A 24850-nucleotide genomic window follows, 5' to 3' on the forward strand; every position below is an offset into this window, starting at 1 on the left:
CGCTGGCCTCACCAGACTCCGGCGCGCGTCAGCATCTCCACGATGTCCTCGGGAAACACCTGGTCGGCCGTCGCCGCCAGCTCGTCCCTCCGCCACCAGCGTTGCGCGGCGATGGCCGCGCGCTCGAGCTCGGTCCAATGCATGGCGGAGATGGCCGCGCTGCCGACCCGGACCAGGAAATAGCGCTCGTCAGCGCTGACCTCCTCGCCATCGACCAGCGTGAAGATCACCGCTCGCTGCGCGATCTCGGGCCCCGGATGATCGATGCGGATGCCGGTCTCCTCGAACATCTCCCGGCATGCCGCGGCCTCGTAGCTCTCGCCCGGATCGAGCCCGCCGCCCGGCGTCGCCCAGAACTGCTGTCCCTCCAGCGCGCCGGCGAGATGCACGAACTTGAAGAGCAGCAGGCGCCCCTCGGGATCGACGACGAGGAGACGCGAGGAGGGGCGTTCACGCATGAGAGGCTTTCGACGTTCCGATGGACGGCGCTGCGCCAAAGTGCAGGCGCGGATAGCACGGGTTCAGCCGGACGACACGCCTTCTCTGCGGCCGCCTGAACTTCAGGGCGCCGAGAGCGACCAAACCCGACAGGGAACATCAATCCGGATCCCACGATGCTTGGAAGAATTTTATTGCTCCTGCTGCTCTCGACGTCTGGGGCGGTCGCGGCTGGCCGCGAGGCCTGCGATGTCGCGGTCGACATCACCGATCCAGATCCCAACGGCGCCAATGTGCGCGCCGAGCCGGGCGGCGCGTTGCTCAAGGCGCTGAAGAATCCGACCAGCAATGGTTGGATCGTCGTGCATCTGAGGGCGCAGCAGGAGGACTGGTTCGAGATCGACCGTGCCGTCCTCATCGATGTCGATCAGGATCGGGAGACGGTCATCTTCCAGGGCAGGGGCTTCGTGCACCGCGCGGTCGTGGGCGTCGGCGGCCTGCAGAACGGCGCGGTGATCTATCGTGATCCCGTCGCCACCAGCGCCAAGCTCGATGCCCATGCGGGCGGCGATCAGGCGGTCGAGCTGCTCGGCTGCTCCGGCGCGTTCGCCAAGATCCGCGTCAAGGCCGGCATCGGCTGGACCCGGCAGCTCTGCACCAACATGGTCACGACCTGCTCGTGAGCGGCGCGCCACCTCCGACGGGCGGGCGAGCGATGATCATCTGACGCGCGCGGCGGGTCACGCGGCGTGGCGGTGGTGCGACAGCCGTTCGGCCTCGCGGCGGCACTCGGCGGCGAACTGCCTGAGGCGTTCGATCGTCACCGCATCGGTGATGCTCCGCTGCAGCCGTTCGGCCCGCGCAATCTGGTCTTCGAGATCCATCAGTCTGCTCATGTCCCGTCTCCCTGAACTGATAATTTGATGCAAATTGCATCGTTCCGGGCGGGTGAGCATCGTGGTGAATGGCGGGTTAATTCCGGCAGTCCTCGCCGGCCGTGACTTGGGCGCAGTAGTCCTGCCAGAACTTGCGATAGCCCTGTTCGACCTGCTGCGTATAGAGCGCGTTGTCTCCGGCGGCCGAATGCGAGACCAGCTCCGGCAGCCGGGCGCGCAGCGCGGCGAGCTCCGCGGGCCGGGAGCAGAATTTCAGCGCGATCGCGAGATAGGCGTCGTCATCTTCGGCGACCCAGTCGTCGAGGCCGACCGCCTTGACGATCGCGCCGCCGGCGCGAGCCGCGGGGCCGCTGCCGAGCTTGGTGACGACGGGCACGCCCATCTGCAGCGACTCCCAGGTCGAGATGCCGCCATTCTGCGGGAACGGATCGAGCGAGATGTCGATGTCGGCGAACATCGCAAGATGCGCCTCGCGTGTCGTCTTTCCCTCACAACGAACGCGGTCCGCGGCAATGCCGTGAGCGGCGAAGCGAGCGAGCAATCGGTCGCGCAGCAGGGCATCGCCCATCGAGTGGTTCTTGACGACGATGATCGAGCCGGGCGTTGCGGCCATCAGCTTCGACCAGAGCGTGAGCGTCGGCTCCGACAGCTTGTCGATGCGATTGAACGCGCCGAAGGTGACGTGGCCGTTACGCAGCATCGGCAGCGGCGATGGCGGAACGGGAGGCGGCGGTTCGATCGTGATGAGCGACGGCAGGTCGTAGATCTTTTCGGCAAACAGCGGCCGGACCTCGGTCGGAATCACCACCGGATCGGCCAGCAGATAATCCATGACCGGCAGGCCCGTCCCGGTGACGCTGCCGACGGCCGAGACCTGGATCGGGGCCGGCTTGCGCGCAAACAGCGTGAGCCGGTGGCCGGCGGAATGCCCCGAGAGGTCGACGAGGATGTCGACCTTGTCGGCCTGGATCCGATCGGCGAGCTTCTCGTCGCTCCACAGCGAGGCGTCGACGAAGCGATCGACCAGCGAGCGGCACAGCTCGGTCTTGGCGTCCTGCATCGGCGAACAGGAATAAGCGAGGATTTCGAACTTCGCGTGGTCGTGGTGGCGCAGGATGGGCATGAAGGCAAAAGCCGCCGAATGATCGCGGAAATCCGACGAGACGTAGCCCACGACGAGCCGCCGGTCCGGATCGAGATTCCGCGCGCCGAGCGAGCGCCGTGGCAAGCGCGACCCGATCGCGTCCCACCAATATTTGCGCTCGGCCTGAAGGCGCTTCACCGTCACGTCGGGCAGGAAATCCAGCGCGAAGATCTTCTTGGTGATCGCGTCCTCATGATGCGGATTGATCGCGAGCGCGCGGTCGTAATGCTCGATCGCCGCGGCGGTGTCGCCCTGCGCCGCCGCGCAGACGCCGAGCAGGGTCCAGGCGAGCTCCGAGTTCGGGTTCTGAGCCAGCACCTTGTTGCTGACGGCGATCGCCTGCGCGATATTGCCATTGGCGAGTGTCACCGTGGCCTTGCCGCAAAGGGCAGCTTCGAGAAGCGGCTCACGCGCCAGCGCGGCGTCGAAATCGGCTTCCGCCTGCTCGAACTTGCCCAGCTCCTGATACACCCGCCCGCGTTGGGCGATCACGGCGCCAGCATTGGGATTGATCGCCAGCGCCGTATTCAGCGCGGCCAGTGCCGTTTCGAAATCGCGCAGATATGTGCTGGCGACGCCCTTGCCGAACAGCGCCGACAGCAAGCGCGGCTGCAGCGACAGCGCGCGATCGAAGTTCTGGCCGGCCTCTCCGTGCCGGCTCGTGAACAGCAGCGTCATGCCGCGATTGGCGTACGCCTCGGCATGGTCGGGCTTCAGCGCGATGGCGCGGTCATGCGCCGAGATCGCCTCCTCGAACCGGAACAGGCTCATCAGCGCATTGCCGAGATGCGTGAGCGCGGCCGGGAAGTTCGGCTTGAGCGCGATGGCGCGCTCGAAGCGGGCACGCGCGTCCTCGTGCCGGCCGAGCCGGGACAGCGCCACGCCGAGATCGGACTGGGCGTCGGCCGAGCGCGGGTCGATTTCGACCGCCCGCGTCAGGAGGAGCACGGCCTGATCGAACCGGCCGCACTCCCGTTCGGAGACGCCGAGCAGATGCAGGGCGCCGACATGCTGTGGCAGCTCCTGCAGGATCTGCTGGCATAGCGCCTGCGCCTCCTGATGCCGGCCCTCGCGATAGGCCTTCACGGCCGCCGGCAACAGCACGTCCGCCTGCTTCTTGGCGCGCTTTTGAAGCCGTGCGTTCTGAAAGGCCCGCGACCCGACGCTGCTCTGCACGTGGAATCCTCCGCCGAAGCGTTCCGTTGCCCGGAATGGTTGTTCCGTTCTCGTCGATTCGCAATGAGCAGAGGTTAACGAGCGGCGGCGCGTCGAAGCGCTGGTGCACGCGGATAGCGGCGTCGGTTCAGGTCACGAGGAAGGGGGCCTGTTCGCTTCAGGCGGTCGCGGCGAGATCAAGCTGGCTGGGGAACCTGGATTCGAACCAAGACAAACAGAGTCAGAGTCTGTTGTGCTACCGTTACACCATTCCCCAACGGAATGCCGAGCAGTTTCAACCATTTGGTGGACTGTCTGGCACCGTTTTGCGAACCGGCCCGCGAAGCAGGCCGGCGGCGGCGACGCGTCCTTCTACCCGCATGTCCGAGGCTTTGGCAAGCCGCTGGATGACGGATTTCCAACCTGTTTGGCAACCTTCAGCCAACCGCCCGGCCTTTAGCGCTTGGCAGAGCGGGCTGGCGGCTTACGGGGCGCGCCGTCCGGCTTGGCGCGCAGCAGCTGGACGAGGCAGGCACCCAGCCTCTGTGCGATCTCGTCGTCGTCGATCGAGAGCGGGCCGGGATCGTTGAGGATGGCGTTCACCAGCGTGCCGAGCACGACCTGGATGCCGAACGCGACCGCCTTGCGCTCCTCCGCGGTCGCGGCCGGCTTGCGGGCAGCGCTGGCGCCGTCAGCTGCCGGCCGCAGCAGCAGCGCCGCGCGTTTCGACAGCGCCTGCGCCAGATCCTTGAAGCCGGTCCAGTTATTGGATCCGTTTTCGCCGCGAACCAGGGCGGCGCGCAGGACGCCCTTGTGACGGCGCATCCAGAGCACGGTGCCGCGGACCAGCAGATGACACTGCGCATCGAGGTCGCCGGCAGGGGCCGCTTCGGCCGCCGGCAGCTTCAGCAGCTGCTCCCGCCCGTCCTCCAGGGTGAGCGCGAGCAGGGCGTTGAAATAGGCCTCCTTGCTGTCGAAGCGGCTGTAGAAGGCGCCGACCGTGGCGCCGATGTCAGCGCACAGCTCGCTGATCGACAGCTCCGCGAGGCTGCGCGTGCGCAGGAGCTCGGCGCCGGCGGTCAGCAGGGCCAGCGTGGTCTCGCGGCTGCGCTGCTGCCGCGACGGCGTAACGCCGGGCAGGTCGACTGCCGCAATCCGCGGGATCATGAAACTCTCCGTCTGGAATAATAATGATAATCATGGTTATGATCTCAGGCAAGCGGGCGCTGCTCTCCCTCGCGGAGGGCGGATCGCGGCAACCAGAACAACGCCGCTGTCGCAAGGCCGCTTCGCCGCGACGCGAGCGACGGGGGAGGACGAGCCATGAACGAGCCGGCATTCGGCGGCACGATCGGCAGGACCATCGCAGGTTCAAAACCGTGGTGGCCGGCGCCGCCGCAGCCGCCCAAGGGCGCGCCCAACATCCTGGTGGTGCTGTTCGACGATGTCGGCTTCTCCGATTTCGGCTGCTACGGCTCGCCGATCCGCACGCCCGCGATCGATGCGCTGGCGGCGCAGGGTCTGCGCTATTCCGGCTTCCATACGACCGCGATGTGCTCGACCACGCGCGCGGCGCTCCTGACCGGGCGCAACCATCATTCGGTCGGCGTCGGCTGCCTCGCCAATTTCGATTCCGGCTACCCAGGCTATCGCGGCAAGATGGCGCGGGAGGCGGGCACGCTGGCCGAGATGCTGCGCGCGCACGCCTATCGCAACTACATGGTCGGCAAGTGGCACGTCACGCCGCTGACCGAGAGCGGGGCGACCGGGCCGTTCGACGGCTGGCCGCTCGGCCGCGGCTTCGACCGCTTCTACGGCTTTCTCGACGCCGAGACCGATCAATATGCGCCGGAGCTCGTGCTCGACAATACGCACATCCCGCCGCCCGGCAGCTACGCCGACGGCTATCATTTGACCGCAGACCTCATCGATCAGGCGATCCGCTTCATCGCCGACCACACCGCCGACCGGCCCGAGCTGCCATGGCTGACCTGGCTCGCGCTCGGCGCCTGCCACGCGCCGCACCAGGCGCCTCATGACATCATCGAGAGCTATGATGCCGTGTTCGCCCATGGCTGGGACGTCGAGCGCGCGGAGCGCCTGGCGCGGCAGAAGGCGATGGGGCTGGTGCCCGAGACAACCGACCTGCCGCCGCGCAATGACGGCGTGAAGGCCTGGGAGGCGCATTCCGAGGATGAGCGCCGCGTCTTCACCCGGCTGCAATCGGCGTTTGCCGGCATGCTCGACCATGCCGACCAGCATCTGGCCCGGCTGCTCGCCTTCCTCGACAAGACCGGCCAGCGCGACAACACGCTCGTCATCGTGATGTCCGACAATGGCGCCAGCCAGGAAGGCGGGCCGCTCGGCTTCGTCAATGCGATGGGGCCGTTCAATTTCAAGCCGGAGCCGATCGCCGAGAAGCTCGCGCGCATCGACGACATCGGCGGCCCCGACACGCATTCCAACTTCCCGCATGGCTGGGCGATGGCGTCGAACACGCCGCTCAAGCGCTACAAGCAGAACACCCATGGCGGCGGCATCCGCGATCCCTTCATCCTGTCATGGCCGCGGGCGATTCCCGCCGGGGGTGAGGTCCGTCATCAGTTCGTCCATGCTTGCGATCTCGTGCCGACCTTGCTCGAGCTGATCGGCGTCGATGCGCCTGCCACGATCGCAGGCGTCCCGCAGATGCCGCTCGAAGGCGTGAGCTTCGCCGCCTCGATCAACGATCCGGATGCGCCGTCGAAGCCGGCCCCGCAATATTTCGAGATGTTCGGCCATCGCGGCCTCTGGCACGACGGCTGGAAGGCGGTCGCGTTTCATCCCACCGGCACGCCGTTCGACAACGACAAATGGGAGCTGTTTCACCTCGCGCAGGATTTCTCCGAAACCCATGATCTCGCCGCCGCCGAGCCGGAGCGGCTCGCCGCGCTGGTGAAGCTGTGGTGGGAGCAGGCCGAAGCGCACCAGGTGCTGCCGCTCGACGATCGCTTCGGCCCGCGCTTCGCCGAGAACGCGGCGCGTGTCCACGGCGCGCGCACGCGCTTCACCTTTCACGCCGGCATGGGCCATGTGCCGACCGACGTCGCTCCCGATGTGCGCAGCCGCGACTATCTGATCGAGGCCCATGTTGAGATCGACGCAGGCGGGAGCGGCGTGCTGATCGCGCATGGCGACGCCACCTCGGGCTACAGCCTCTACGTCAAGGACGGCCATCTCGTGCACGATCTCAACATCGGCGGCCGCCACGAGATCGTCCGCTCGACCCATCCGGTGCCAGCAGGGGCGCATAAACTCGGCCTGCGCGTCGCGCGCCTGCGGCGCGAGAGCGAGCCGGCCAAGGGCGCCCGCACCGGCATGAGCCGGTACACGCTGCTGATCGACGGCGAGGAGGCCGGCGCGGTGACCACGCAGCTCGCCTTCCACACGCTGATCTCCTGGTCGGGCCTCGACATCGGCCACGACCGCGGCAGCCCGGTCTCGGACTACGCGGCGCCGTTCGCCTTCACCGGTCGGCTCTCGCACGTGACGGTGACGATGCAGAACGAGCAGAACCTGGACGGCGAGAGTGTGGGCAACGCGGAGATGGCGCGGCAGTGAAGGACGGCGCGAAGCGGCGGGTTACTCCGCCGCTTCCTTGACCGGCCCTGCCGCCGCGGTCTCCGGCTCGTGCTCGATATGCGCGCGGCCCCAGCGCGAGAAGGCGTTGTTGACTTTGTCGAGATAGAGATAGATCACCGGCGTGGTGAACAGCGTCAGCATCTGGCTGACGATCAGGCCGCCGACCATGGCGTAGCCGAGCGGCTGGCGGATCTCCGAGCCGGTGCCGTTGCCGAGCATCAAGGGCACGCCGCCGAGCAGCGCGGCCATCGTCGTCATCATGATCGGGCGGAAGCGGAGCAGGGCGGCCTGGCGAATCGACTGCTCCGGCGCCAGATGCTGGTCGCGCTCCGCCGCGATGGCGAAGTCGACCATCATGATGCCGTTCTTCTTCACGATGCCGATCAGCAGGATGACACCGATCAGAGCAATGAGGCTGAACTCGTAGCCGAATGCCATCAGGATCGCGAGTGCGCCGACGCCGGCCGAGGGCAGGGTCGAGAGAATCGTGATCGGGTGGATGTAGCTCTCGTAGAGGATGCCGAGGATCAGATAGACCACGACGAGCGCCGCGAGGATCAGGAGCGGCACGGTCGACAGCGATTGCTGGAACGCCTGCGCGGTGCCCTGGAAGCTCGAGTTCAAGGTCGTCGGCGCACCCATCTCGACCATCGCGCGCTGGACGGCATCGGTCGCCTGGCCGAGCGCAACGCCCTGGGCGAGGTTGAAGCTGATCGTGATCGAGGGGAACTGGCCCTGGTGGCTGATCGAGAGCGGCTTGACCGGCACCGTCGTCCAGCTGGCGAAGGTCGACAGCGGCACCTGGTCGCCGGTGGTCGGCGACTTCACATAGAGCTTGTTCAGCGTGTCGAGATTGCCCTGCAGCTCGGGGAGGATCTCCAGGATGACGCGGTAGGAGTTGAGCTGGGTGAAGTACTGCGCGACCTGGCGCTGCCCGAAGGCGTCGTACAGCGTGTCGTCGATCAGCTGCGGCGAGATGCCGTAGCGCGAGGCGGTGTCGCGGTTGATGACGAGCTGCACCGTGGTGCCGTCGGCCTGCTGGTCGGTGGCGACGTCGCGCAGCTGCGGCAGCGCGCGCATCTTTTCCAGGATCTTCGGCGCCCATTCGTTGAGCTCGGAAAGATTCGGGTCCTGCAAGGTGAACTCGAATTGGGTGCGTGACGGCCGCCCGCCGAGGCGGATGTCCTGGGCCGCCTGCATGTAGAGGCGAGCGCCCTCGACCTTCTCGAGCTGCGGCCGCAGGCGGGCGATGATCTGCTGCGCCGTGGCGTCACGCTCCTCGCGCGGCTTCAGCGTGATGAACATGTTGCCGTTGTTGCCGGCGCGGCCGGAGCCGCCGATGTTCATCGCGATGCTGGCGACGTCGTGATCGGCCATCACGATCTTGGCGAGCGCCTCCTGGCGCGACTGCATGGCCTTGAACGAGATGTCCTGCGAGGCCTCGGAGGTGGCGGTGATCAGGCCGACGTCCTGCTGCGGAAAGAAGCCCTTGGGGATCAGAATGAACAAATAGACCGACAGGCCCAGCGTGGCGAAGAACACCATGAGGGTGGCGAAGCGCCAGCGCAGCGCGACGTCGAGGCCCTTCTCATAGGCCCGCAGCATCGCGTCGAACGCGGCCTCGCTCCACTGGTAGAACTTGCCGTGCTGAGCGGCGTGCTCGTTGCGCAGGAAGCGCGAGGCCATCATCGGCGTCAGCGTCAGCGACACGAACATCGAGACGAAGATGGTCATCGCCAGCACCACCGCGAACTCGCGGAACAGGCGGCCGATGATGCCGCCCATCAAGAGCAGCGGGATCAGCACCGCGACCAGCGAGATCGAGATCGAGACGATGGTGAAGCCGATCTCCTTGGCGCCCTTATAGGCGGCGGCCATCGGCGTCTCGCCTTCCTCGACATAGCGCGAGATGTTCTCGAGCATGACGATGGCGTCGTCGACCACGAAGCCGACCGCGATGGTCAGCGCCATCAGCGACAGATTGTCGAGCGTATAGCCGACGCCCCACATCATGGCGCAGGCCCCCAGCAGCGCCAGCGGCACCGTGATGGTCGGGATCACCGTCGCCCAGAAGCTGCGCAGGAAAATGAAGATGACCATCACCACCAGGAAAATGGTGAGGATGAGCGTGAACTGGACGTCCTCGACGGCGGCGCGGATGGTCGTGGTGCGGTCGGAGATGACGTCGATCTTGATCGCCGGCGGGATCGCCGCGACGAGCCGCGGCAGCAGCCCCTTGATGCGGTCGACGGTCTCGATGACGTTGGCGCCGGGCTGCTTGAAGATCACCAGGAACACGCCGCGCGTGCCGTTGGCCCAGGCGGCCTGCTTGGCGTCCTCGGCTGCCGAAACCGCCTTGCCGATGTCGCGGATCCGCAACGGGCCGCCATTGCGGTAGGCGATGATGACGTCGTTCCAGTCCTTGGCGTCGGTCAGCTGGTCGTTGGCGTAGATCGTATAGGCGCGCCGCTCGCCGTCGATGTTGCCCTTGGGCGCATCGACTGTGGTGATGGCGATCTGGCTGCGCACGTCCTCCATCGACAGGCCCTTGGCGACGAGCTTGGCCGGGTCGATCTGGATGCGGATGGACGGCTTCTGCTGGCCGCCGATGATGACCTGGGCGACACCCGAGATCTGGCTGATCTGCTGGGCGAGGCCGGCGTCGACCGCGTCGCTGACGGTGGTCAGCGGCAGCGTCTCGGAGGTCGCCGACAGCAGCAGGATCGGGGAATCCGCCGGGTTGACCTTGCGGTAGGTCGGCGGCGACGGCAGGTTCTTCGGCAGCTGGCCGGACGCCGCGTTGATCGCGCCCTGGACGTCGTTGGCGGCGCCGTCGATGTTGCGGTTGAGATCGAACTGGATGGTGATCGCGGCGGTGCCCAGGTAGCTCGTCGACGTCATCTGGGCGATGCCGGGGATCTGGGCGAACTGCCGCTCCAGCGGCTGGGCGACCGAGGTCGCCATGGTCTCGGGACTGCCGCCGGGCAGGTTGGCCGTCACCTGGATGGTCGGGAAGTCGACCTGCGGCAGCGGCGCAACGGGCAGCAGCGGATAGGCGACGAGACCGATGAACAGGATCCCCGCCATCAGCAGCGAGGTGCCGATGGGGTATTTGATGAAGGGTGCCGAGATGCCGCCGCCGTTCATTCCTGCCGGACCTTAGCTGGGGCCGGCTCCGAGCTGGCCACCGCGGTGGTCACGAGCGAGCCAGGCTGTACTTTGAATTGACCGCCCGTGATCACCTGCTGCCCTGGGGTGAGACCTTCTTCGACGACCGTGCGGCCATCGATCGAGGCGCCCACCTTCACCTTGCGCAGCTCGGCCTTGTTCTCCGGGCTCACGGTGTAGGAGTAGAGCCCGTTGGTGGAGTGCTGGACGGCGTCGTCGGGAACCACCGTGGCGTCCTTCAGCGTCCGCACCAGGAGCCGCGTCGAGACCGACTGACCCGGCCACAGCGTGTGCTCCTTGTTGTCGAACACCGCCTTCAGCCGGATTGTTCCACTGGTCGTGTCGACCTGGTTGTTGACGACCATCAGCTTGCCCTCGGCGAGTTGCTTCTTGCCGTCGGTCGTGAAAGCGATGACCTTCAGAGGCGCCGTCTTCTGCGCCTCGTTGATGTAGGGCAGCTGCTCCTCCGGCGCGGTGAAGATCACCGCGATCGGCTCGATCTGCGCGATCGAGACGATGCCGGTCTGGCTCGATGCGTTGACGATGTTGCCGATGTCGACCTGGCGCAGGCCGGCGACGCCGGAGATCGGCGCCTTGACCTGAGTATAGCCGAGCTGGGTCTGGGCATTGGCGATGGCGGCGTCGTCCGCAGCGATCTGCGCCGTCAGCTGCGCGACGGTGGAGCGCTGCGTGTCCTGCTGCTGCCGCGTCGCGAACTCGCCGAGCTTGGTCGTGCGCTGCAGATCGAGATTGGCGTTGTTGAGATTGGCCTCGTCCTGGGCGCGCTTGGCCTTGGCCTGATCGAGCGCGGCCTGGAACGGGCGCGGATCGATCTCCACCAGGAGGTCGCCTTCCTTCACCAGCTGGCCTTCGGTAAAGGCGATCTTGTCGATCTGGCCGTCGACGCGGGTACGGACCTGGACGGTGTTGAAGCCCTGCACGGTCCCGAGCCCGGTGAGGAAGACCTGGAAGTCCGTCTTCTCGACCGGCACGACCGACACGCGAACAGCCGGCGGGCGGGTGGATTTCTGCGCAGCCGCCGTCTTGGCGGCATTCGCGTCCTGATAACGCTGCCAGCCGTAATAGCCGCCGCCGCCAAGGGCCGCGAGCAACAGGATCCAGGTGATGGTTCGTGATGTCTTCATGCTGGCCCACATGCTGAGGCGGACAGGATAACGGGTCTTTAAAGCCGTTCCCAGCAGCCTAGATATAGTACGCACGCAATTAATGTGTAAACACACGAGCGCTTGGCCGAACCTAAACAATTGGCAAGCTTCGCGGGTGCGATCACAAGACTTCACGGGAGGTCACGGCCATGTCGCTCGACGACAGACGTCAGCTGATCGCGCAGCTTGTCGAAAGCTCGCGCATTCTCCGCAACTATATTGATCATCGTGCCAAGCAGCGCGGCACGACGCGCGCGCAATGGGTGGTGTTGTTTCGGCTCCGCGCGCAGGAGGGGTTGTCGCAGGTCGACCTCGCGGATGTGCTCGAACTGCAGCCGATCTCGCTGGTGCGGCTGCTCGACAGGCTTGTGGAGCAGGGATTGCTGGAGCGCAGGCATGATCCGAGGGATCGCCGCGCGAATCGGCTGTATCTCACCGCCGCGGGCCGGGAGCTTGCCGACAGTCTCGACGAGGTGCGCGACGCGGTCGCGACCGACGTGCTGCACGACATCCCGGACGCCGCAGTGACCTCCTGCCTCGCCACGCTGCGCGAGCTGAAGGAGCGCATCAAGGCGCTGTCCGAAACCAAGGCCGGCATCGCGGTCAAATCGCCGGGGGCGCTCGGATAGGCGTTCTTCCGATCCAGAGTTGCGTTTCCGCAGTGAGACATCCTGAGTGCGAAAAAGCCGGAGAATCGAGCGTTCGCGTGCGAGCGGCGTGCACCGGTCCTTTGTGTCGAAGCCCGGATGATCGCAGACAGGCCGCCGCGCCGTCGGCCGACCTATTGTCGCCGTCTTGTCGCGCCCGATGAGAGCTGATTAGAAGCGTCGATGTCGGCGGCTCGATGATGCCGACGGGCAAGCGCGCGTTTTCAACCAGAGCAGGGCAGCGTCGGCCGGTGAAGGCAACGACGCGCCGTGCGGCCACAATGAGATGGGAAGCTTTCGATGGAAGAACTCAACGGCAAGATGCTCGCGTGCCAGATCCTGGTGACCGGCCTGATTGCGCGCGTCGCCAACGAGCAGCGCGATCCCTTGCGCTTCCTCACCGATTTTCGCGATGAGATCAGGGCGGTCGTCAACGGCGTGCGGATTGCGGGTGTCGACGATTCGGATCGCGTGCGGGCGGTCGCGGTGCAGACCGTGGACGAGCTGTTCTCGCTGATGAAGCCGCCGAGCAGCGACGAGCCGGCCGGCCCCGCGAGCTGAGATGTGAGGCGTCTCGACAACAGCGCGAGTGCAATCGCGCTGTTTAGAACGATTTCAAGTTCCTCCCGGTTATTAGTTGAACGTTTTTAGAATTGTTTTGATCTGGAACTATTCAAGGCCAAATTAGGGCTCCTCAAATTGACCCCCTGAAACACGCCCGATACCAACGACACATCGTCGCGCTGCGAGTGATCCGCGATCGCGATGTGGAATGAAAAATCTGGGGCGCGTGAAAACAAAATGGGACAGGTGAGAGCACCGCGTTCGCTGCGCGAGGGCGCAGCGATGAATGTCATGGACGGACGAGGCGAGGGGCCTTCCGTCACCAAAGTATCGGCCATCGCAGGATTGATGGCGGTGGCGTCGGTGTCGGGGGCCGAAGCCCAGCCCGCTTCCGATCTCCCGCCGGTCAATGTCGATGCGCCGGTCGCGCGCGCCAAGCCCACGTCCTCCAAGCCGAGTGCCGAGCAGGTTCGCGCGCGCAATGCGCTGCGCCGCGCGGCGACCCGCCAGCAGGGGGCGCAGCAGGCTGCCGTGGCCTTCCCGAACGCCGGCGGGCTTTCCGCGCCCGACGCCAACCCCTATGCTGATGCTGCCGAGCCCTACAAGGTCAACCGCGTCCAGGCCTCGGGCAAGTTCCCCGAGCCGCTCTTGAACACGCCGAAGACGATCACGGTGATGAGCAAGGAGGTGCTGCAGGACAAGCACGTCACGGCGCTCAAGGAGATCGGCCGCTCGACTGCCGGCGTCACGCTGGGCTCGGGCGAGGGCGGCAACGCGTTCGGCGACCGCTTCTTCATCCGCGGCTTCGATGCCCGTAACGACGTCTTCATCGACGGCATCCGCGATCCCGCGGTGTCGATCCGCGAGAACTTCTTCACCGAGCAGATCGAGATCCTGCGCGGTCCGGCCTCGTCCTATGCGGGACGCGGCACCGCCGGCGGCGCCATCAACATCGTCACCAAGCAGGCGGGCGACACCAATTTCAAGCGCATGGACACCGAGTTCGGCACCGACCAGCAGAAGCGTGTCACGCTCGACGTCAACCAGGTGATCTCGCCGACCGTCTCGGTGCGCACCGGCGGCGTGTTCCAGGACTCCAACGTCGCGGGACGCAACTTCGTCACCGACGATCGCTGGGGCGCGTTCCTCTCCACCAAGTGGACGCCGACCGAGGATCTCAAGTTCACCACCAACTACGTCCATACCGACCTCTCCGGCTACCCGGATTTCGGCGTGCCCTACTACAAGCAGGGCAACGTCCCGGTGACGTCGGCCGGCATTCCGCGCGGCACCTGGTACGGCTTCCTCAACCGCGACTTCCAGGCCGCGCGGCAGGATTTCGGCACCGCCACGGCCGAGTACAAGGTCAACGAGGCGATCACGCTCACCAGCAAGTTCCGCGGTGAAAACTCGGTTCTGAACTACATTGGTACGCTGCCGCAGAACCCGAACACCACCAGCCCGAACCCGCTGCTCTGGACCACCACGGCGAGCGCGCAGAGCCGCTATCAGACCGTCGACGTCTGGGCCAACCAGAACGACGCCACGTTCAAGCTCGATACCTGGGGCGTGAAGCACACCGCGGTGCTCGGCACGGAGTTCTCGAACGAGAACATCTCGATCGACCGCTACACCGGCCTGGCGTCGGAGCTGTTCGGCGGGGGCTCGACCAGCTCGGGCGCGGTCACCGGCGTCAACGTTTACTCGCCGCAATACACCAACATCCCGTTCAGCACGGTCCCGTCGCTGTCCGGCAACCCCACGCGGTATGGCGTCAACACCAATAGCGTCTACGTGATGGACACGGCGAACTGGCGAGACACCATCATCCTGAATGGTGGCGTCCGCTACGACGGCTACAACATGAGCTCGTCCACCAACTCGCCGAAATATCTCAAGATGAACGCCGACCTGGTGAACTACAACGTCGGCCTGGTCTACAAGCCGATGCCGATCGGCAGCATCTACGCGGCCTATGCGACCTCGGCCAATCCGTTCGGCTCCGAGCTCGACGCCACCGGAACCGATTACGGCGGCGTCCCCGCCAATACCGCCATTCTGCTCGGGCCGGAGCGCAACAAGGCGGCCGAGCTCGGCACCAAATGGGAGCTGGTCGATCGTCACCTCCTGGTGTCCGGTGCGCTGTTCCAGACCACCAAGGACAATGCGCGCGAGACGGTCAACAGCGTCCTCACCTCGGGCGCGGCGTATCGTATCCAGGGCATCGATATCGAAGCGGAAGGCAAGCTCACCGACCGCTGGAGCATCTTCGGCGGCCTGGTGCTGATGCAGTCCAAGGTCACGCAGAGCGGTATCTCCTCCAATATCGGCCTGCAGCTTGCCAACATCGCGCACCAGTCCTTCAGCATGCTGTCGAAGTACAAGCTCGACAATGGCTGGGAGATCGGCGGCCAGGCGGTGTACCGCTCCAAGGTCTATGGCGGTACCTTCGCAGCCAACACCGGCAACGAGCTGCCGAGCTACTGGCGGTTCGATGCGTTCGTGGAAAAGAAGATCGACAAGAACTGGACGATGAAGCTCTACGCCCAGAACCTGACCAACAAGCTCTACTACGACACGCTGTATCGGAGCGCGGTGCCGTTCGTCGCCGTGGCCCCGGGCCGCGCCTTCTACATCGTGACAACTGCGAAGTTCTGATCATGCTGATCTGCATCCCGGACGTTCTGTCCAAAGACGAGGTCGCCGACTTCCGCCGCATCATGGATGCGGCGGAGTGGGAGGACGGCCGCTCGACGGCCGGGGCGCAGTCGGCCATGGTCAAGCGCAACGAGCAGTTGCCGCCGGACGGCGAGGCGGCGCGTGTGCTGGGCCAGCGCGTCATCAGTGCGTTGACGAAGAACCCGCGCTTCCTGTCGGCGGCGATCCCGCTGCAGATCTTTCCGCCCTTGTTCAATCGCTATGCGGCCTCGCGCGGCGACCATTTCGGCATCCATGTCGACAATGCCGTGCGCGGCGATCCGTTGACAGGGCTTCGCATCCGCACCGATCTGTCGATGACGCTGTTCCTGGCCGAGCCCGACACGTATGACGGTGGCGAGCTTGTGATCGAGGACACCTACGGATCGCACGAAGTCAAGTTGCCCGCAGGGCATGCGGTGCTGTATCCGTCATCGAGCCTTCATATGGTCACGCCGGTGACGAGAGGCGCCCGGGTCGCCTCTTTTTTCTGGATGCAGAGCATGATACGGGATGCCCATGTCCGGAGCATGATCTTCGATCTGGACACGGCGATCCAGAGCTTGGCGGAACGCCTCGGGAGGGACGATCCCGATGCGGTCAAGCTGACCGGCATCTATCACAATCTGATCCGGCAATGGGCCGAGGTTTAGTGGGCCGAGATATGATGACATCGTTCCTCGCAAGGTTTGCAATCGTCCTGTCATTTCTGACTGTTTCAGCCGTCACCCCCGCGGGCGCGCAGCAGGTCGGCCAGCCGGCGCCGTCCGCGCCGGCGATCTCGACGGAGGTGTCGGCGCAGCCGGCACCAAGCCAGCCTGCATCTGGCCAGCCTGCCTCTGGCCAGCCTGCGGCGCAGATGCCGGCGACCGCCGAAAGCGGCGCTGCGCGCGCTGGCAAGGCGGTTGCCACCGGGCTCGACGAGCTGTCGCCGCTCGGCATGTTCCTCAAGGCCGACATGATCGTCAAAGCGGTGATGATCGCGCTGGCGCTGGCCTCGGTCGCGAGCTGGACGATCCTGATTGCCAAGAGCATCGAGTTCTCCGTGCTGCGCGGTCGTCTCACGGCTGCGCTGCGCAAGCTGACGGCCGCAAAGTCGCTCGCCGAGGCGCAGCTCGCGCTGGGGCAAGGAAACAGCGCGAAGAACGTCGCCTCGACGCTGCTGCATGCTGCGATCTCGGAAGCGCGTCTGTCGGCCGGGCTGAACAGCGACGAGGGCATCAAGGAGCGCGCGGCCTCGAGCTTCACGGAGATCGTTCGCGCCGAGGCGCGCCGCGTCCGCGTCGGCATGGGCCTGCTCGCCACCGTCGGCGCGATCTCGCCCTTCGTCGGCCTGTTCGGCACCGTCTGGGGCATCATGAACAGCTTCATCGGCATTTCCAAATCGCAGACCACCAACCTCGCGGTGGTTGCGCCTGGCATCGCCGAGGCGCTGCTGGCGACCGCGATCGGCCTTGCGGCGGCGATCCCGGCGGTCATCATCTACAATCACTTTTCACGCGTCACGAAGGGCTATCTCGAGCTCGTCAGCCGCGCCTCGGGCGCCACCGGGCGGCTGCTGTCGCGCGATCTCGATCGCAGCCACATGAGCGTCCACGCGCGCGCGGCGGAGTAGCAGGCGATGGCCGTCTCGCTTTCCGAAGGCGATCTCGACGACGATTTCGACGAGACCCACGACATCAACGTGACGCCGTTCATCGATGTCATCCTGGTGCTGCTCATCATCTTCATGGTCGCCGCGCCACTGTCGACCGTCGACCTGCCGATCGACCTGCCGTCATCCAGCGCGTCGCCGCAGAAGAAGCCGGACAAGCCGACCTATGTCTCGATCAAGCCGGACCTGTCGCTGGCGATCGGGGAAAACCTGGTGAAGCGCGTCGACCTCGTGCGCGAGCTCGACGCGATGACCGATCAGCCGAAGGACCGGCCGATCTTCCTGCGCGCCGACAAGCTGGTGCCCTATGGCGAGCTGATGGGCGTGCTGGAGCTGCTGCGCGTCGGCGGCTACACCAAGATCAAGCTCGTTGCGCTGGAAGCGCCGCCAGCGGCGGCCGCTCAGGGACCTGCCGCGATGCCGGCGGCCCAGCCGGCGCAGCCTTGAGGAGCGCGGCCCGTCATGAGCGACCTCGATCACGGTCACGCCTCTTCGCGCCGCCTCTGGTTGCTGGCTATCTTCGGCGCGCTGCTGCTGCACGCCGGCGGCGCAGCGCTGGCGTTGACCCATCTCAAGGATGACGAGGAGACCGGCGGCCTCGGCGCGGCCGGCGCCGAGGTCATCGACATCGATATGGGCTCGCCGAAGGTCGACAATGACGAGGTGCCGGTCGGGCAGGACTCGGTAGCCCAGGCTGCCGCTCCGCAGATGCACGAGCAGAAGGCCGAGGTCGAGCAGACCGACCTGCAGAAGGATGTCCCGACCACGACGGAAGAGGCCGACCGTGAGGTCACGACCTCGGATGTGAAGAAGCCGACCGAAGAGCAGAAGGTCGCGACCGTCCAGACCCAGGCATCAGAGGCGCAGGAGGCCTCCGAGGACAGTGCGCGCAAGGCTCTGGACGAGAAGGTCCCCGAAGCCGAGAAGACCAAGGCGCCGAATGCCGGTATCGGCAAGGACGTCGAGCGGCTGACGGCCAATTGGGGCCGCAAGATCAGCGCCTATTTCGAGCTGCACAAGAAGTATCCGTCCGGAAAGAAGGTCGCCGCCCAGCTCAAGCTGGCGCTCGTCCTCAACCGGCTAGGCCGCATCGTCTCGGTCGATGTCAAGGAAACCTCCGGCGATCCGGACTTCGATCAGGCAGCCGTCAGCATGGTCCGCCGCTCGGATCCGGTGCCGAAGCCTCCGGCCGGGCTCACCGAGGACGAGTTCTCCTTCGTCCTGCCGGTCAAGTTCAACCCGCCGAAATGAGCGGGTGAGGTCCTCAAGGCCTCACTGCAAGTACAGCCGAATCCCGACATAGACCACGCAGAGCGCCGCGAAGATCAGCGCCACGGGCAGCTTGCGCGGGACGGTGGTGCCGCTTTGCGCGGCCTTCGGCTTCGGCGGCAGCTTGCGGAAGGCGGTGACATTGTCGGTCACGGGCTCGGCTTTCACCGGCTTGACCTCGGGCGGGGCGCCGCCGCCGCCCATCTCGGCGTAATAGGCCTTGTACATCTCGCGGATGGTGGCCTCGGTCGCCTCGTGCTCCGTCATGTCGGTGAGCCGGGTCTTGTAGCTCGCCAGGAACTCCTGCGCGGCCGGCGGCAGCCCGGAGGCGCCGTTCAGCTTGGCGATCATCTTCCATGTCGCGAAATCGGCCCGGGCGCGCGTATCGGCGCGGCGCGCGATCATCATGTCAGCGGCTTTGACCAAGAGTGCCTCGGAGCTCGTTTACCGTCCCTGATGCGAGAGACTTAGGTGTTACCCGTCAATAACAGAAGCAGTTGCTTGAGAGAATCGGTTGTGGCGCGGAGCAGCCCCGACACAAAATCAAGATTAAGACCGAACTGGGAACCCGCCAGGGGCAGCAGGATCAAAAATCCGATCAGAATCAGCATGCCGTAGGGCTCGAGCCGGGCAAAAGGCCGCGCCAGGACTGATGGCAGCAGGCCGACGGCGACCCGGCCGCCGTCGAGCGGCGGTATCGGAAGCATGTTGAAGACGGCGAGCAAAATGTTGAAGGAAAAGGCATTGAGCAGATTGTGGGCAACCCACTGCGCGCCGCCGGCCGGGACGAAGGGCAGGGCGTGGAACGCCAGCCCCGCGGCCAGCGCCAGCGCGATGTTGGTGGCCGGACCCGCCAGCGCCACCATGATCATGCCGGTCCGCAGCGGCTGCAGGTTGCGGAAATTGACCGGGACCGGCTTGGCATAGCCGAACAGGAACGGCGATCCCGACAGCAGCAGCATGCCCGGCAGCAGGATCGTGCCGAACGGATCGATATGCTTGACCGGGTTGAAGCTGACGCGACCCAGTTTCAGCGCCGTGTCGTCGCCGAACCGCCAGGCGACGAAGGCGTGAGCGGCCTCATGAAAGGTAATCGCGATGATGATCGGCAGGATCCAGATGGAGATGCCGTAGGGCGAGAGATTCAAGGAGCAGGTTCCGGGAGGGGGTGACGCCTTACATAGGCACGATGGTTCCGCGATGCTACGCAGGATTTTCCGGAAATTGCGGCAGAGCGTCGTTGATCTCGACCCAGCCGATCTTGGCCGATGTCCAGATGTGCTCGGTCGGCGAAAACACGTTCGGGTCGTCGAAGCACGCCAGCGCCACGCCCACCACCGGGCGGGTGTGCCGCCAGGAGAACAGCCGCGTCCCGCAGCGCGGACAGAACATCCGGTCGAGCGCATCGGAGGAGGGGTGGCGCGCGGTCTCGCCGTGAATCGTCAAGGCATCATGGGAGAACAGCGCGCGGGCGAAGAACGGCGAGCCCGTCGCCTTCTGGCAATTGCGGCAATGACAGATGCGCACGTTGATCGGCCCGCCCCGGCATTCGAAGCGCACTGCGCCGCAGAAGCATCCGCCGTGATGGATCATGGTGTCGGCTCCTGACGAGACGGGATCACGCGCCCGAGCTGCGCATGCAACCATAGCGCATCATCCGATGCGCACCGGCTCGAAGCTAAGACGATCTACCGGCGGGTTGAACAGCGTGCCGTGCGCCAAACCCTAGCACGGCCTACGATGTTTTTCAGACCACACCTCAGGAATCTTGCTGATCACGACGGGAGTTCCGCGATGCCCCTGGATTGCCTCCGCCTTCGCTCTTTGAGCTACGGCGGACACGTCGCTTCACTCGCAGTGACGGAGAGAGCGGGCTGTGGGTTTGATGGTCGATGCCGCAACAGAGAAGGGCCGTAGGGTGGGCAAAGGCGAATGCGAGGTCTTTCAACTTGCGAGCTCGCGGTGGCGCCGTGCCCACCATGTCGCATTGGACTGCGCTGATGGACGGTGGGCACGCGGCCGCCTGCGGCGGCGGCTTTGCCCACCCTACGGAGTCTCAGTTAGCTCCATCCCTCCAGCACGATCTTGCCGCGCGAGGTGTTGCTCTCGATCAGCGCATGCGCGCGCTTGAGGTTCTTGGCGTTGATGGCGCCGTAATTGTCGCCGAGCGTGGTGCGGATCACGCCCTTGTCGATCAGATCCGAGACATCGTTGAGCAGATGGTGCTGGGCGATGATATCCGGCGTCGTGAACGAGGAACGCGTGAACATCGACTCCCAGTGGATCGAGATCGCCTTGCCCTTGAAGGCGGCGAGCGAGAATTCGGCGGGATCGTCGATCAGGCCGAACTTGCCCTGCGGCGCCATGAACTCGGCGATCGCCTTGTAGTGCTGGTCGGTGTGGGTGAGGCTGGCGATGAGGCTGAGCGGCGGCAGCTTGAGCGCGTCGATCTGCGCCTTCATCGGCTTGCCGTGATCGATCACGGCGTGGGCGCCGAGCTTCAGGCACCAGTCGCGCGACTCCGGCCGGGTGGCGGTGGCGAGCACGGTCAGCCCGGTGAGGCGTCGCGCCAGCTGGATCAGGATCGAGCCGACGCCGCCGGCAGCACCCGTGATCAGCAGGGTGCGGTCGTCGAGGCTCTTGCCGGGGACGACGCCGAGCCGGTCGAACAGCAGCTCCCAGGCGGTGATGGAGGTCAAAGGCAGCGCGGCGGCCTCGGCGAACGACAGGCTCTTCGGTTTGCGGCCGACGATGCGCTCGTCGACGAGATGGAATTCGGCGTTGGTGCCCTGGCGCAGGATCGAGCCGGCGTAGAAAACCTCGTCGCCCGCCTTGAACAGCGTCACCTCGGGGCCGACCGCCTCGACCACGCCGGCGGCATCATAGCCGAGGATCTTGGTCTCGCCGGCCGGCGGCGCCGCGCGCTTGCGCACCTTGGTGTCGACCGGATTGACCGACACCGCCTTCACCGCGACTCGGATGTCGCGTCCCTTGGGCTCGGGCTTGGCGGTCTCGAAATCGAACAGCGCGCGCTCCTCGCTGATGGGCAACGATTGCTGGTAACCGACGGCCTTCATGAACAACCTCCTGGCTGGACTTTCGATAGGGCCTACTTGTCCTGCTGGCGTCATTTCGGCAAGTACTGTAAAAACAGGGAACTAGTCCCCGTTTGGATACTATTGGGCCAGAACGCGATGAAACGGAAGAATTTCACCCGGCGGCCTGGCTGCGCGGTCGAGGCCACGCTGGATCTGATCGACGGCAAGTGGAAGGGCGTCATCCTCTACCACCTGCAGGGCGGCAGCCAGCGCTTCGGCGAGCTGCGCCGGCTGATGCCGGGCATCACCCAGCGCATGCTGACCAAGCAGCTGCGCGCGCTGGAGGAGGACGGGCTGGTGGTCCGCAAGGTCTATGCCGAGGTGCCGCCGCGGGTCGATTACACCCTGTCTGAGGTCGGCGAGAGCCTGCGGCCGGTCATCGAGGTGCTGCGCAGCTGGGGCGAGCGGCACCAGGACCGGCTGTCCTGCGGCCCGGTTGCCGAGACCATCAAAACGCCGCATCAGACCGCCTGAGCTTGGCCGCACCGGCCGTTCCGCCTATATCCAGGGCCTCATTTTTCCAGGATTGTTCGCATGACGTTGATTCGCTCCACCGTGCTCCTGCTGCTGTCGCTGCTGGCCGCCACTCCGCTCGCGGCGCAGGAGCGGCGCGTGCCGCAATCCGGCGCCGAGCTGCGGCTGTCCTATGCGCCGATCGTGCAGCGCGTGCAGCCGGCGGTCGTCAACGTCTATGCCGCGAAGGTGGTGCAGAACCGCAATCCCTTCCTCGACGATCCGGTCTTCCGCCGCTTCTTCGGCCTGCAGGGCGGCCCGCAGGAGCAGATGCAGCGCTCGCTCGGCTCCGGCGTGATGATCGATGCGTCGGGTCTCGTCGTCACCAACGTGCACGTCATTGAGGGCGCCGACGAGGTGAAGGTGTCGCTCGCCGACAAGCGCGAGTACGAGGCCGAGATCGTGCTGAAGGACAGCCGCACCGATCTCGCGGTGCTTAAGCTGAAGGGCACCAAGGAGCAGTTTCCGACGCTCGAGCTCGCCAATTCGGATGATCTGCTGGTTGGCGATGTCGTGCTCGCGATCGGCAATCCGTTCGGCGTCGGCCAGACCGTGACCCACGGCATCGTCTCGGCGCTGGCGCGCACCCAGGTCGGTATCACCGACTATCAGTTCTTCATCCAGACCGATGCCGCCATCAACCCCGGCAATTCCGGCGGCGCGCTGGTCGACATGACCGGGAAGCTCGCTGGCATCAACACCGCGATCTATTCGAAGTCCGGCGGCTCGCAGGGCATCGGCTTCGCGATCCCGGCCAACATGGTGCGCGTCGTCGTAGCCTCCGCCAAGAGCGGCGGCAAGGCGGTGAAGCGTCCGTGGCTCGGCGCGCGGCTGCAGGCGGTGACGCCGGAGATTGCCGAGAGCCTCGGCCTGCGCTCGCCGACCGGCGCGCTGGTGGCGAGCGTCACGCCGAACAGCCCGGCGGCGCGGGCCGGCATCAAGTCGTCCGACTTGATCGTCTCGATCGACGGCCAGACGGTCGATGATCCCAACGCCTTCGATTATCGCTTCGCCACGCGGCCGCTCGGCGGCACCGCGCAGATCGAGGTGCAGCGCGGCGGCAAGCCGGTGAAGGTTGCGGTCGCGCTGGAGACGGCGCCGGACACCGGCCGCAACGAGATGGTCATCAACGGCCGCTCGCCGTTCCAGGGCGCGAAGGTCGCCAACATCTCGCCGGCGGTCGCCGACGAGCTGCATCTCGACGCCGACACCGAGGGCGTCGTCATTCTCGAGCCCGGCGACGGCACCACGGCGGCCAATGTCGGCTTCCAGAAGGGCGACGTGATCATGGCCGTCAACAACCAGAAGATCGCCAAGACCACCGATCTCGACAAGGCCGCGCGCGAGCAGGCGCGCCTCTGGCGCATCACCGTGCTGCGCGGCGGTCAGCAGATCAACGTGACGCTCGGCGGATGAGCCCGAAGCGTCCCCAGCAGGGAGGGCCGAGCCTCTTCGCTGCCGCGGGGATGGAGCACGATGCGCCGCGGCCGCTGCCGGAGCGGCTGCGTCCGCACAAGCTGTCGGATGTGGTCGGGCAGGATCACATCCTCGGCCCCGACGGCGCGCTGACGCGCATGCTCGAGACGCGCACGCTCGGCTCCTTGATCTTCTGGGGCCCGCCGGGCACCGGCAAGACCACGGTGGCGCGGCTCTTGGCCGATGCCACCGAATTGCACTTCGAGCAGATCTCGGCGGTGTTCTCCGGCGTGGCCGACCTGAAGAAGGTGTTCGACGCGGCGCGCGCCCGGCGCGAGACAGGGCAGGGCACCTTGTTGTTCGTCGACGAGGTGCATCGCTTCAACAGGGCCCAGCAGGATTCCTTCCTGCCGGTGATGGAGGACGGCACCGTTGTCCTGGTCGGCGCGACGACCGAAAACCCGTCCTTCGAGCTCAACGCCGCTCTGCTGTCGCGCTCGCGCGTGCTCGTCTTTCATTCGCTCGATGCCGCCGCGATCGAGAAGCTCTATCAAAACGCCGAGGCGGTCGAAGGCCGCAAGCTGCCGCTCGATGACGAAGCACGCAACGTGCTGATCCGCATGGCCGACGGCGATGGCCGGGCGTCGCTGACGCTCGCCGAGGAAGTCTGGCGCTCGGCGCGCAAGGGCGAGATCTTCAACGCGGTGCAGCTGCAGGAGATCCTGCAGCGCCGCGCGCCGATCTACGACAAGTCGGCCGACGGCCATTACAACCTGATCTCGGCCATGCACAAGTCGGTGCGCGGCTCCGATCCGGATGCCGCGCTGTACTACTTCGCACGCATGCTCGATGCCGGCGAGGATCCGTTGTTCCTGGCGCGCCGCATCGTCCGCATGGCGGTGGAGGACATCGGTCTTGCCGACCCGCAGGCGCTGGTCATCGCCAACGCCGCCAAGGACGCCTACGACTTTCTCGGCTCTCCCGAAGGCGAGCTCGCGATCGCGCAGGCCGTGATCTACGTCGCGACAGCGCCGAAATCCAACGCCGCTTACAAGGCCTTCGGCGCCGCCAAGCGCGTCGCAAAAGAGGGCGGCTCATTGCTGCCGCCGAAGCACATCCTCAATGCCCCGACCAAGCTGATGCAGAGCGAGGGCTACGGCACGGGCTATCAATACGACCACGACACGCCGGACGCGTTCTCCGGCCAGGACTACTTTCCCGAAGCCCTGGGCCGCCAGCAGTTCTACGATCCCCCCGAGCGCGGCTTCGAACGCGAGATCCGGAAGCGGCTGGATTACTGGGCGAAGCTCAGGAAAGAGCGGGGCGGGTAGGAGCGACGTCGGCTCGGCGCGCTGCTACAGCACCTTCCGCTGCTCATGTCGCATCATGCTCTCACCACGTCAT

Annotated in this window: 22 protein-coding genes and 1 tRNA gene; 12 read left to right on the forward strand and 11 right to left on the reverse strand. The window is 65.9% G+C overall.

The genetic code is table 11. The features are described 5' to 3' along the window. Nucleotides 1–8 precede the first annotated feature (8 nt). The gene (locus NLR35_RS04925) at nt 9–458 is read right to left on the reverse strand and encodes an NUDIX hydrolase (RefSeq protein ID WP_257165433.1); all 450 of its coding nucleotides are present in this window, start codon (nt 456–458) and stop codon (nt 9–11) included. 156 nt (nt 459–614) lie between these two features. Here NLR35_RS04925 and NLR35_RS04930 point away from each other — a divergent pair, with 156 nt between their 5' ends. Continuing rightward, nucleotides 615–1121 (forward strand): hypothetical protein, encoded by a 507-nt coding sequence (locus NLR35_RS04930; RefSeq protein WP_257165434.1) that lies wholly within the window; start codon nt 615–617, stop codon nt 1119–1121. A gap of 57 nt (nt 1122–1178) precedes the next feature. Here NLR35_RS04930 and NLR35_RS04935 read toward each other — a convergent pair whose 3' ends face one another. The 4 genes from NLR35_RS04935 to NLR35_RS04950 all read right to left on the reverse strand — a co-directional run bounded on the left by NLR35_RS04935 (nt 1179) and on the right by NLR35_RS04950 (nt 4800). Then, on the reverse strand, nt 1179–1334 hold the full coding sequence (locus NLR35_RS04935; RefSeq protein WP_257165435.1) for a hypothetical protein: 156 nt from the start codon (nt 1332–1334) through the stop codon (nt 1179–1181). Nucleotides 1335–1410: 76 nt separating this feature from the next. Beyond that, entirely contained in the window at nt 1411–3654 is a 2244-nt protein-coding gene (locus NLR35_RS04940; RefSeq protein WP_257165436.1) for a tetratricopeptide repeat protein, read from the reverse strand. A gap of 182 nt (nt 3655–3836) precedes the next feature. Next, nucleotides 3837–3910, reverse strand: a tRNA-Gln gene (locus NLR35_RS04945). Nucleotides 3911–4089: 179 nt separating this feature from the next. After that, nucleotides 4090–4800 (reverse strand): TetR/AcrR family transcriptional regulator, encoded by a 711-nt coding sequence (locus tag NLR35_RS04950; RefSeq protein WP_257165437.1) that lies wholly within the window; start codon nt 4798–4800, stop codon nt 4090–4092. Between the two features lie 156 nt (nt 4801–4956). Here NLR35_RS04950 and NLR35_RS04955 point away from each other — a divergent pair, with 156 nt between their 5' ends. Beyond that, complete coding sequence (locus tag NLR35_RS04955) at nt 4957–7233, forward strand: arylsulfatase (protein ID WP_257165438.1); 2277 nt, start codon at nt 4957–4959, stop codon at nt 7231–7233. 21 nt (nt 7234–7254) lie between these two features. On the opposite strand, the gene NLR35_RS04960 is transcribed toward NLR35_RS04955, so the two are convergent. Both NLR35_RS04960 and NLR35_RS04965 read right to left on the reverse strand, forming a co-directional pair. Further along, entirely contained in the window at nt 7255–10401 is a 3147-nt protein-coding gene (locus NLR35_RS04960; protein ID WP_257165439.1) for an efflux RND transporter permease subunit, read from the reverse strand. Next, nucleotides 10398–11567 (reverse strand): efflux RND transporter periplasmic adaptor subunit, encoded by a 1170-nt coding sequence (locus NLR35_RS04965; RefSeq protein ID WP_257165440.1) that lies wholly within the window; start codon nt 11565–11567, stop codon nt 10398–10400. Before NLR35_RS04965 ends, NLR35_RS04960 begins: the two co-directional genes overlap by 4 nt. 170 nt (nt 11568–11737) lie before the next feature. On the opposite strand from NLR35_RS04965, the gene NLR35_RS04970 reads away from it, so the two are divergent. The 7 genes from NLR35_RS04970 (at nt 11738) to NLR35_RS05000 (ending at nt 18401) form a co-directional block, all read left to right on the forward strand. Continuing rightward, nucleotides 11738–12217, forward strand: coding sequence for a MarR family winged helix-turn-helix transcriptional regulator (locus NLR35_RS04970; protein WP_257165441.1), 480 nt, complete (start codon nt 11738–11740; stop codon nt 12215–12217). A 318-nt stretch (nt 12218–12535) separates the two neighbouring features. Beyond that, nucleotides 12536–12796, forward strand: coding sequence for a hypothetical protein (locus tag NLR35_RS04975; RefSeq protein WP_257165442.1), 261 nt, complete (start codon nt 12536–12538; stop codon nt 12794–12796). A gap of 240 nt (nt 12797–13036) precedes the next feature. Beyond that, nucleotides 13037–15457, forward strand: coding sequence for a TonB-dependent siderophore receptor (locus NLR35_RS04980; protein WP_257165443.1), 2421 nt, complete (start codon nt 13037–13039; stop codon nt 15455–15457). Nucleotides 15458–15459: 2 nt separating this feature from the next. Further along, nucleotides 15460–16149, forward strand: a complete 690-nt coding sequence (locus tag NLR35_RS04985; protein ID WP_257165444.1) for a Fe2+-dependent dioxygenase — start codon at nt 15460–15462, stop codon at nt 16147–16149. 11 nt (nt 16150–16160) lie between these two features. After that, a complete protein-coding gene (gene exbB, locus NLR35_RS04990) occupies nt 16161–17111 on the forward strand; it encodes a tonB-system energizer ExbB (RefSeq protein ID WP_257165445.1) in 951 nt (316 codons plus the stop codon). Nucleotides 17112–17117: 6 nt separating this feature from the next. Continuing rightward, complete coding sequence (gene exbD / locus NLR35_RS04995; RefSeq protein ID WP_257165446.1) at nt 17118–17597, forward strand: TonB system transport protein ExbD; 480 nt, start codon at nt 17118–17120, stop codon at nt 17595–17597. A 15-nt stretch (nt 17598–17612) separates the two neighbouring features. Further along, nucleotides 17613–18401 carry a TonB family protein gene (locus NLR35_RS05000; RefSeq protein WP_257165447.1) on the forward strand — a complete coding sequence of 263 codons (789 nt, stop codon included), beginning with the start codon at nt 17613–17615 and terminating at the stop codon, nt 18399–18401. A 21-nt stretch (nt 18402–18422) separates the two neighbouring features. Here NLR35_RS05000 and NLR35_RS05005 read toward each other — a convergent pair whose 3' ends face one another. The 4 genes from NLR35_RS05005 to NLR35_RS05020 form a co-directional block, all read right to left on the reverse strand. Then, nucleotides 18423–18827, reverse strand: a complete 405-nt coding sequence (locus NLR35_RS05005) for a hypothetical protein (protein WP_257165774.1) — start codon at nt 18825–18827, stop codon at nt 18423–18425. 59 nt (nt 18828–18886) lie between these two features. Further along, nucleotides 18887–19567 carry a site-2 protease family protein gene (locus NLR35_RS05010; protein ID WP_257165448.1) on the reverse strand — a complete coding sequence of 227 codons (681 nt, stop codon included), beginning with the start codon at nt 19565–19567 and terminating at the stop codon, nt 18887–18889. A 55-nt stretch (nt 19568–19622) separates the two neighbouring features. Further along, entirely contained in the window at nt 19623–20012 is a 390-nt protein-coding gene (locus NLR35_RS05015) for a GFA family protein (RefSeq protein ID WP_257165449.1), read from the reverse strand. Nucleotides 20013–20479: 467 nt separating this feature from the next. Then, a complete protein-coding gene (locus tag NLR35_RS05020; protein ID WP_257165450.1) occupies nt 20480–21496 on the reverse strand; it encodes a zinc-binding alcohol dehydrogenase family protein in 1017 nt (338 codons plus the stop codon). Between the two features lie 117 nt (nt 21497–21613). On the opposite strand from NLR35_RS05020, the gene NLR35_RS05025 reads away from it, so the two are divergent. Genes NLR35_RS05025 through NLR35_RS05035 form a run of 3 tightly spaced genes read left to right on the forward strand, consistent with a single transcriptional unit; the run spans nt 21614 to nt 24777 of the window. After that, a complete protein-coding gene (locus NLR35_RS05025) occupies nt 21614–21991 on the forward strand; it encodes a helix-turn-helix domain-containing protein (protein WP_257165451.1) in 378 nt (125 codons plus the stop codon). Nucleotides 21992–22051: 60 nt separating this feature from the next. Beyond that, entirely contained in the window at nt 22052–23446 is a 1395-nt protein-coding gene (locus NLR35_RS05030) for a DegQ family serine endoprotease (RefSeq protein ID WP_257165452.1), read from the forward strand. Then, entirely contained in the window at nt 23443–24777 is a 1335-nt protein-coding gene (locus tag NLR35_RS05035; protein ID WP_257165453.1) for a replication-associated recombination protein A, read from the forward strand. Before NLR35_RS05030 ends, NLR35_RS05035 begins: the two co-directional genes overlap by 4 nt. The last annotated feature ends 73 nt before the right edge of the window (nt 24778–24850 follow it).

It is taken from the genome of Bradyrhizobium sp. SRS-191 (assembly GCF_024586915.1).
Lineage (GTDB): Bacteria > Pseudomonadota > Alphaproteobacteria > Rhizobiales > Xanthobacteraceae > Bradyrhizobium.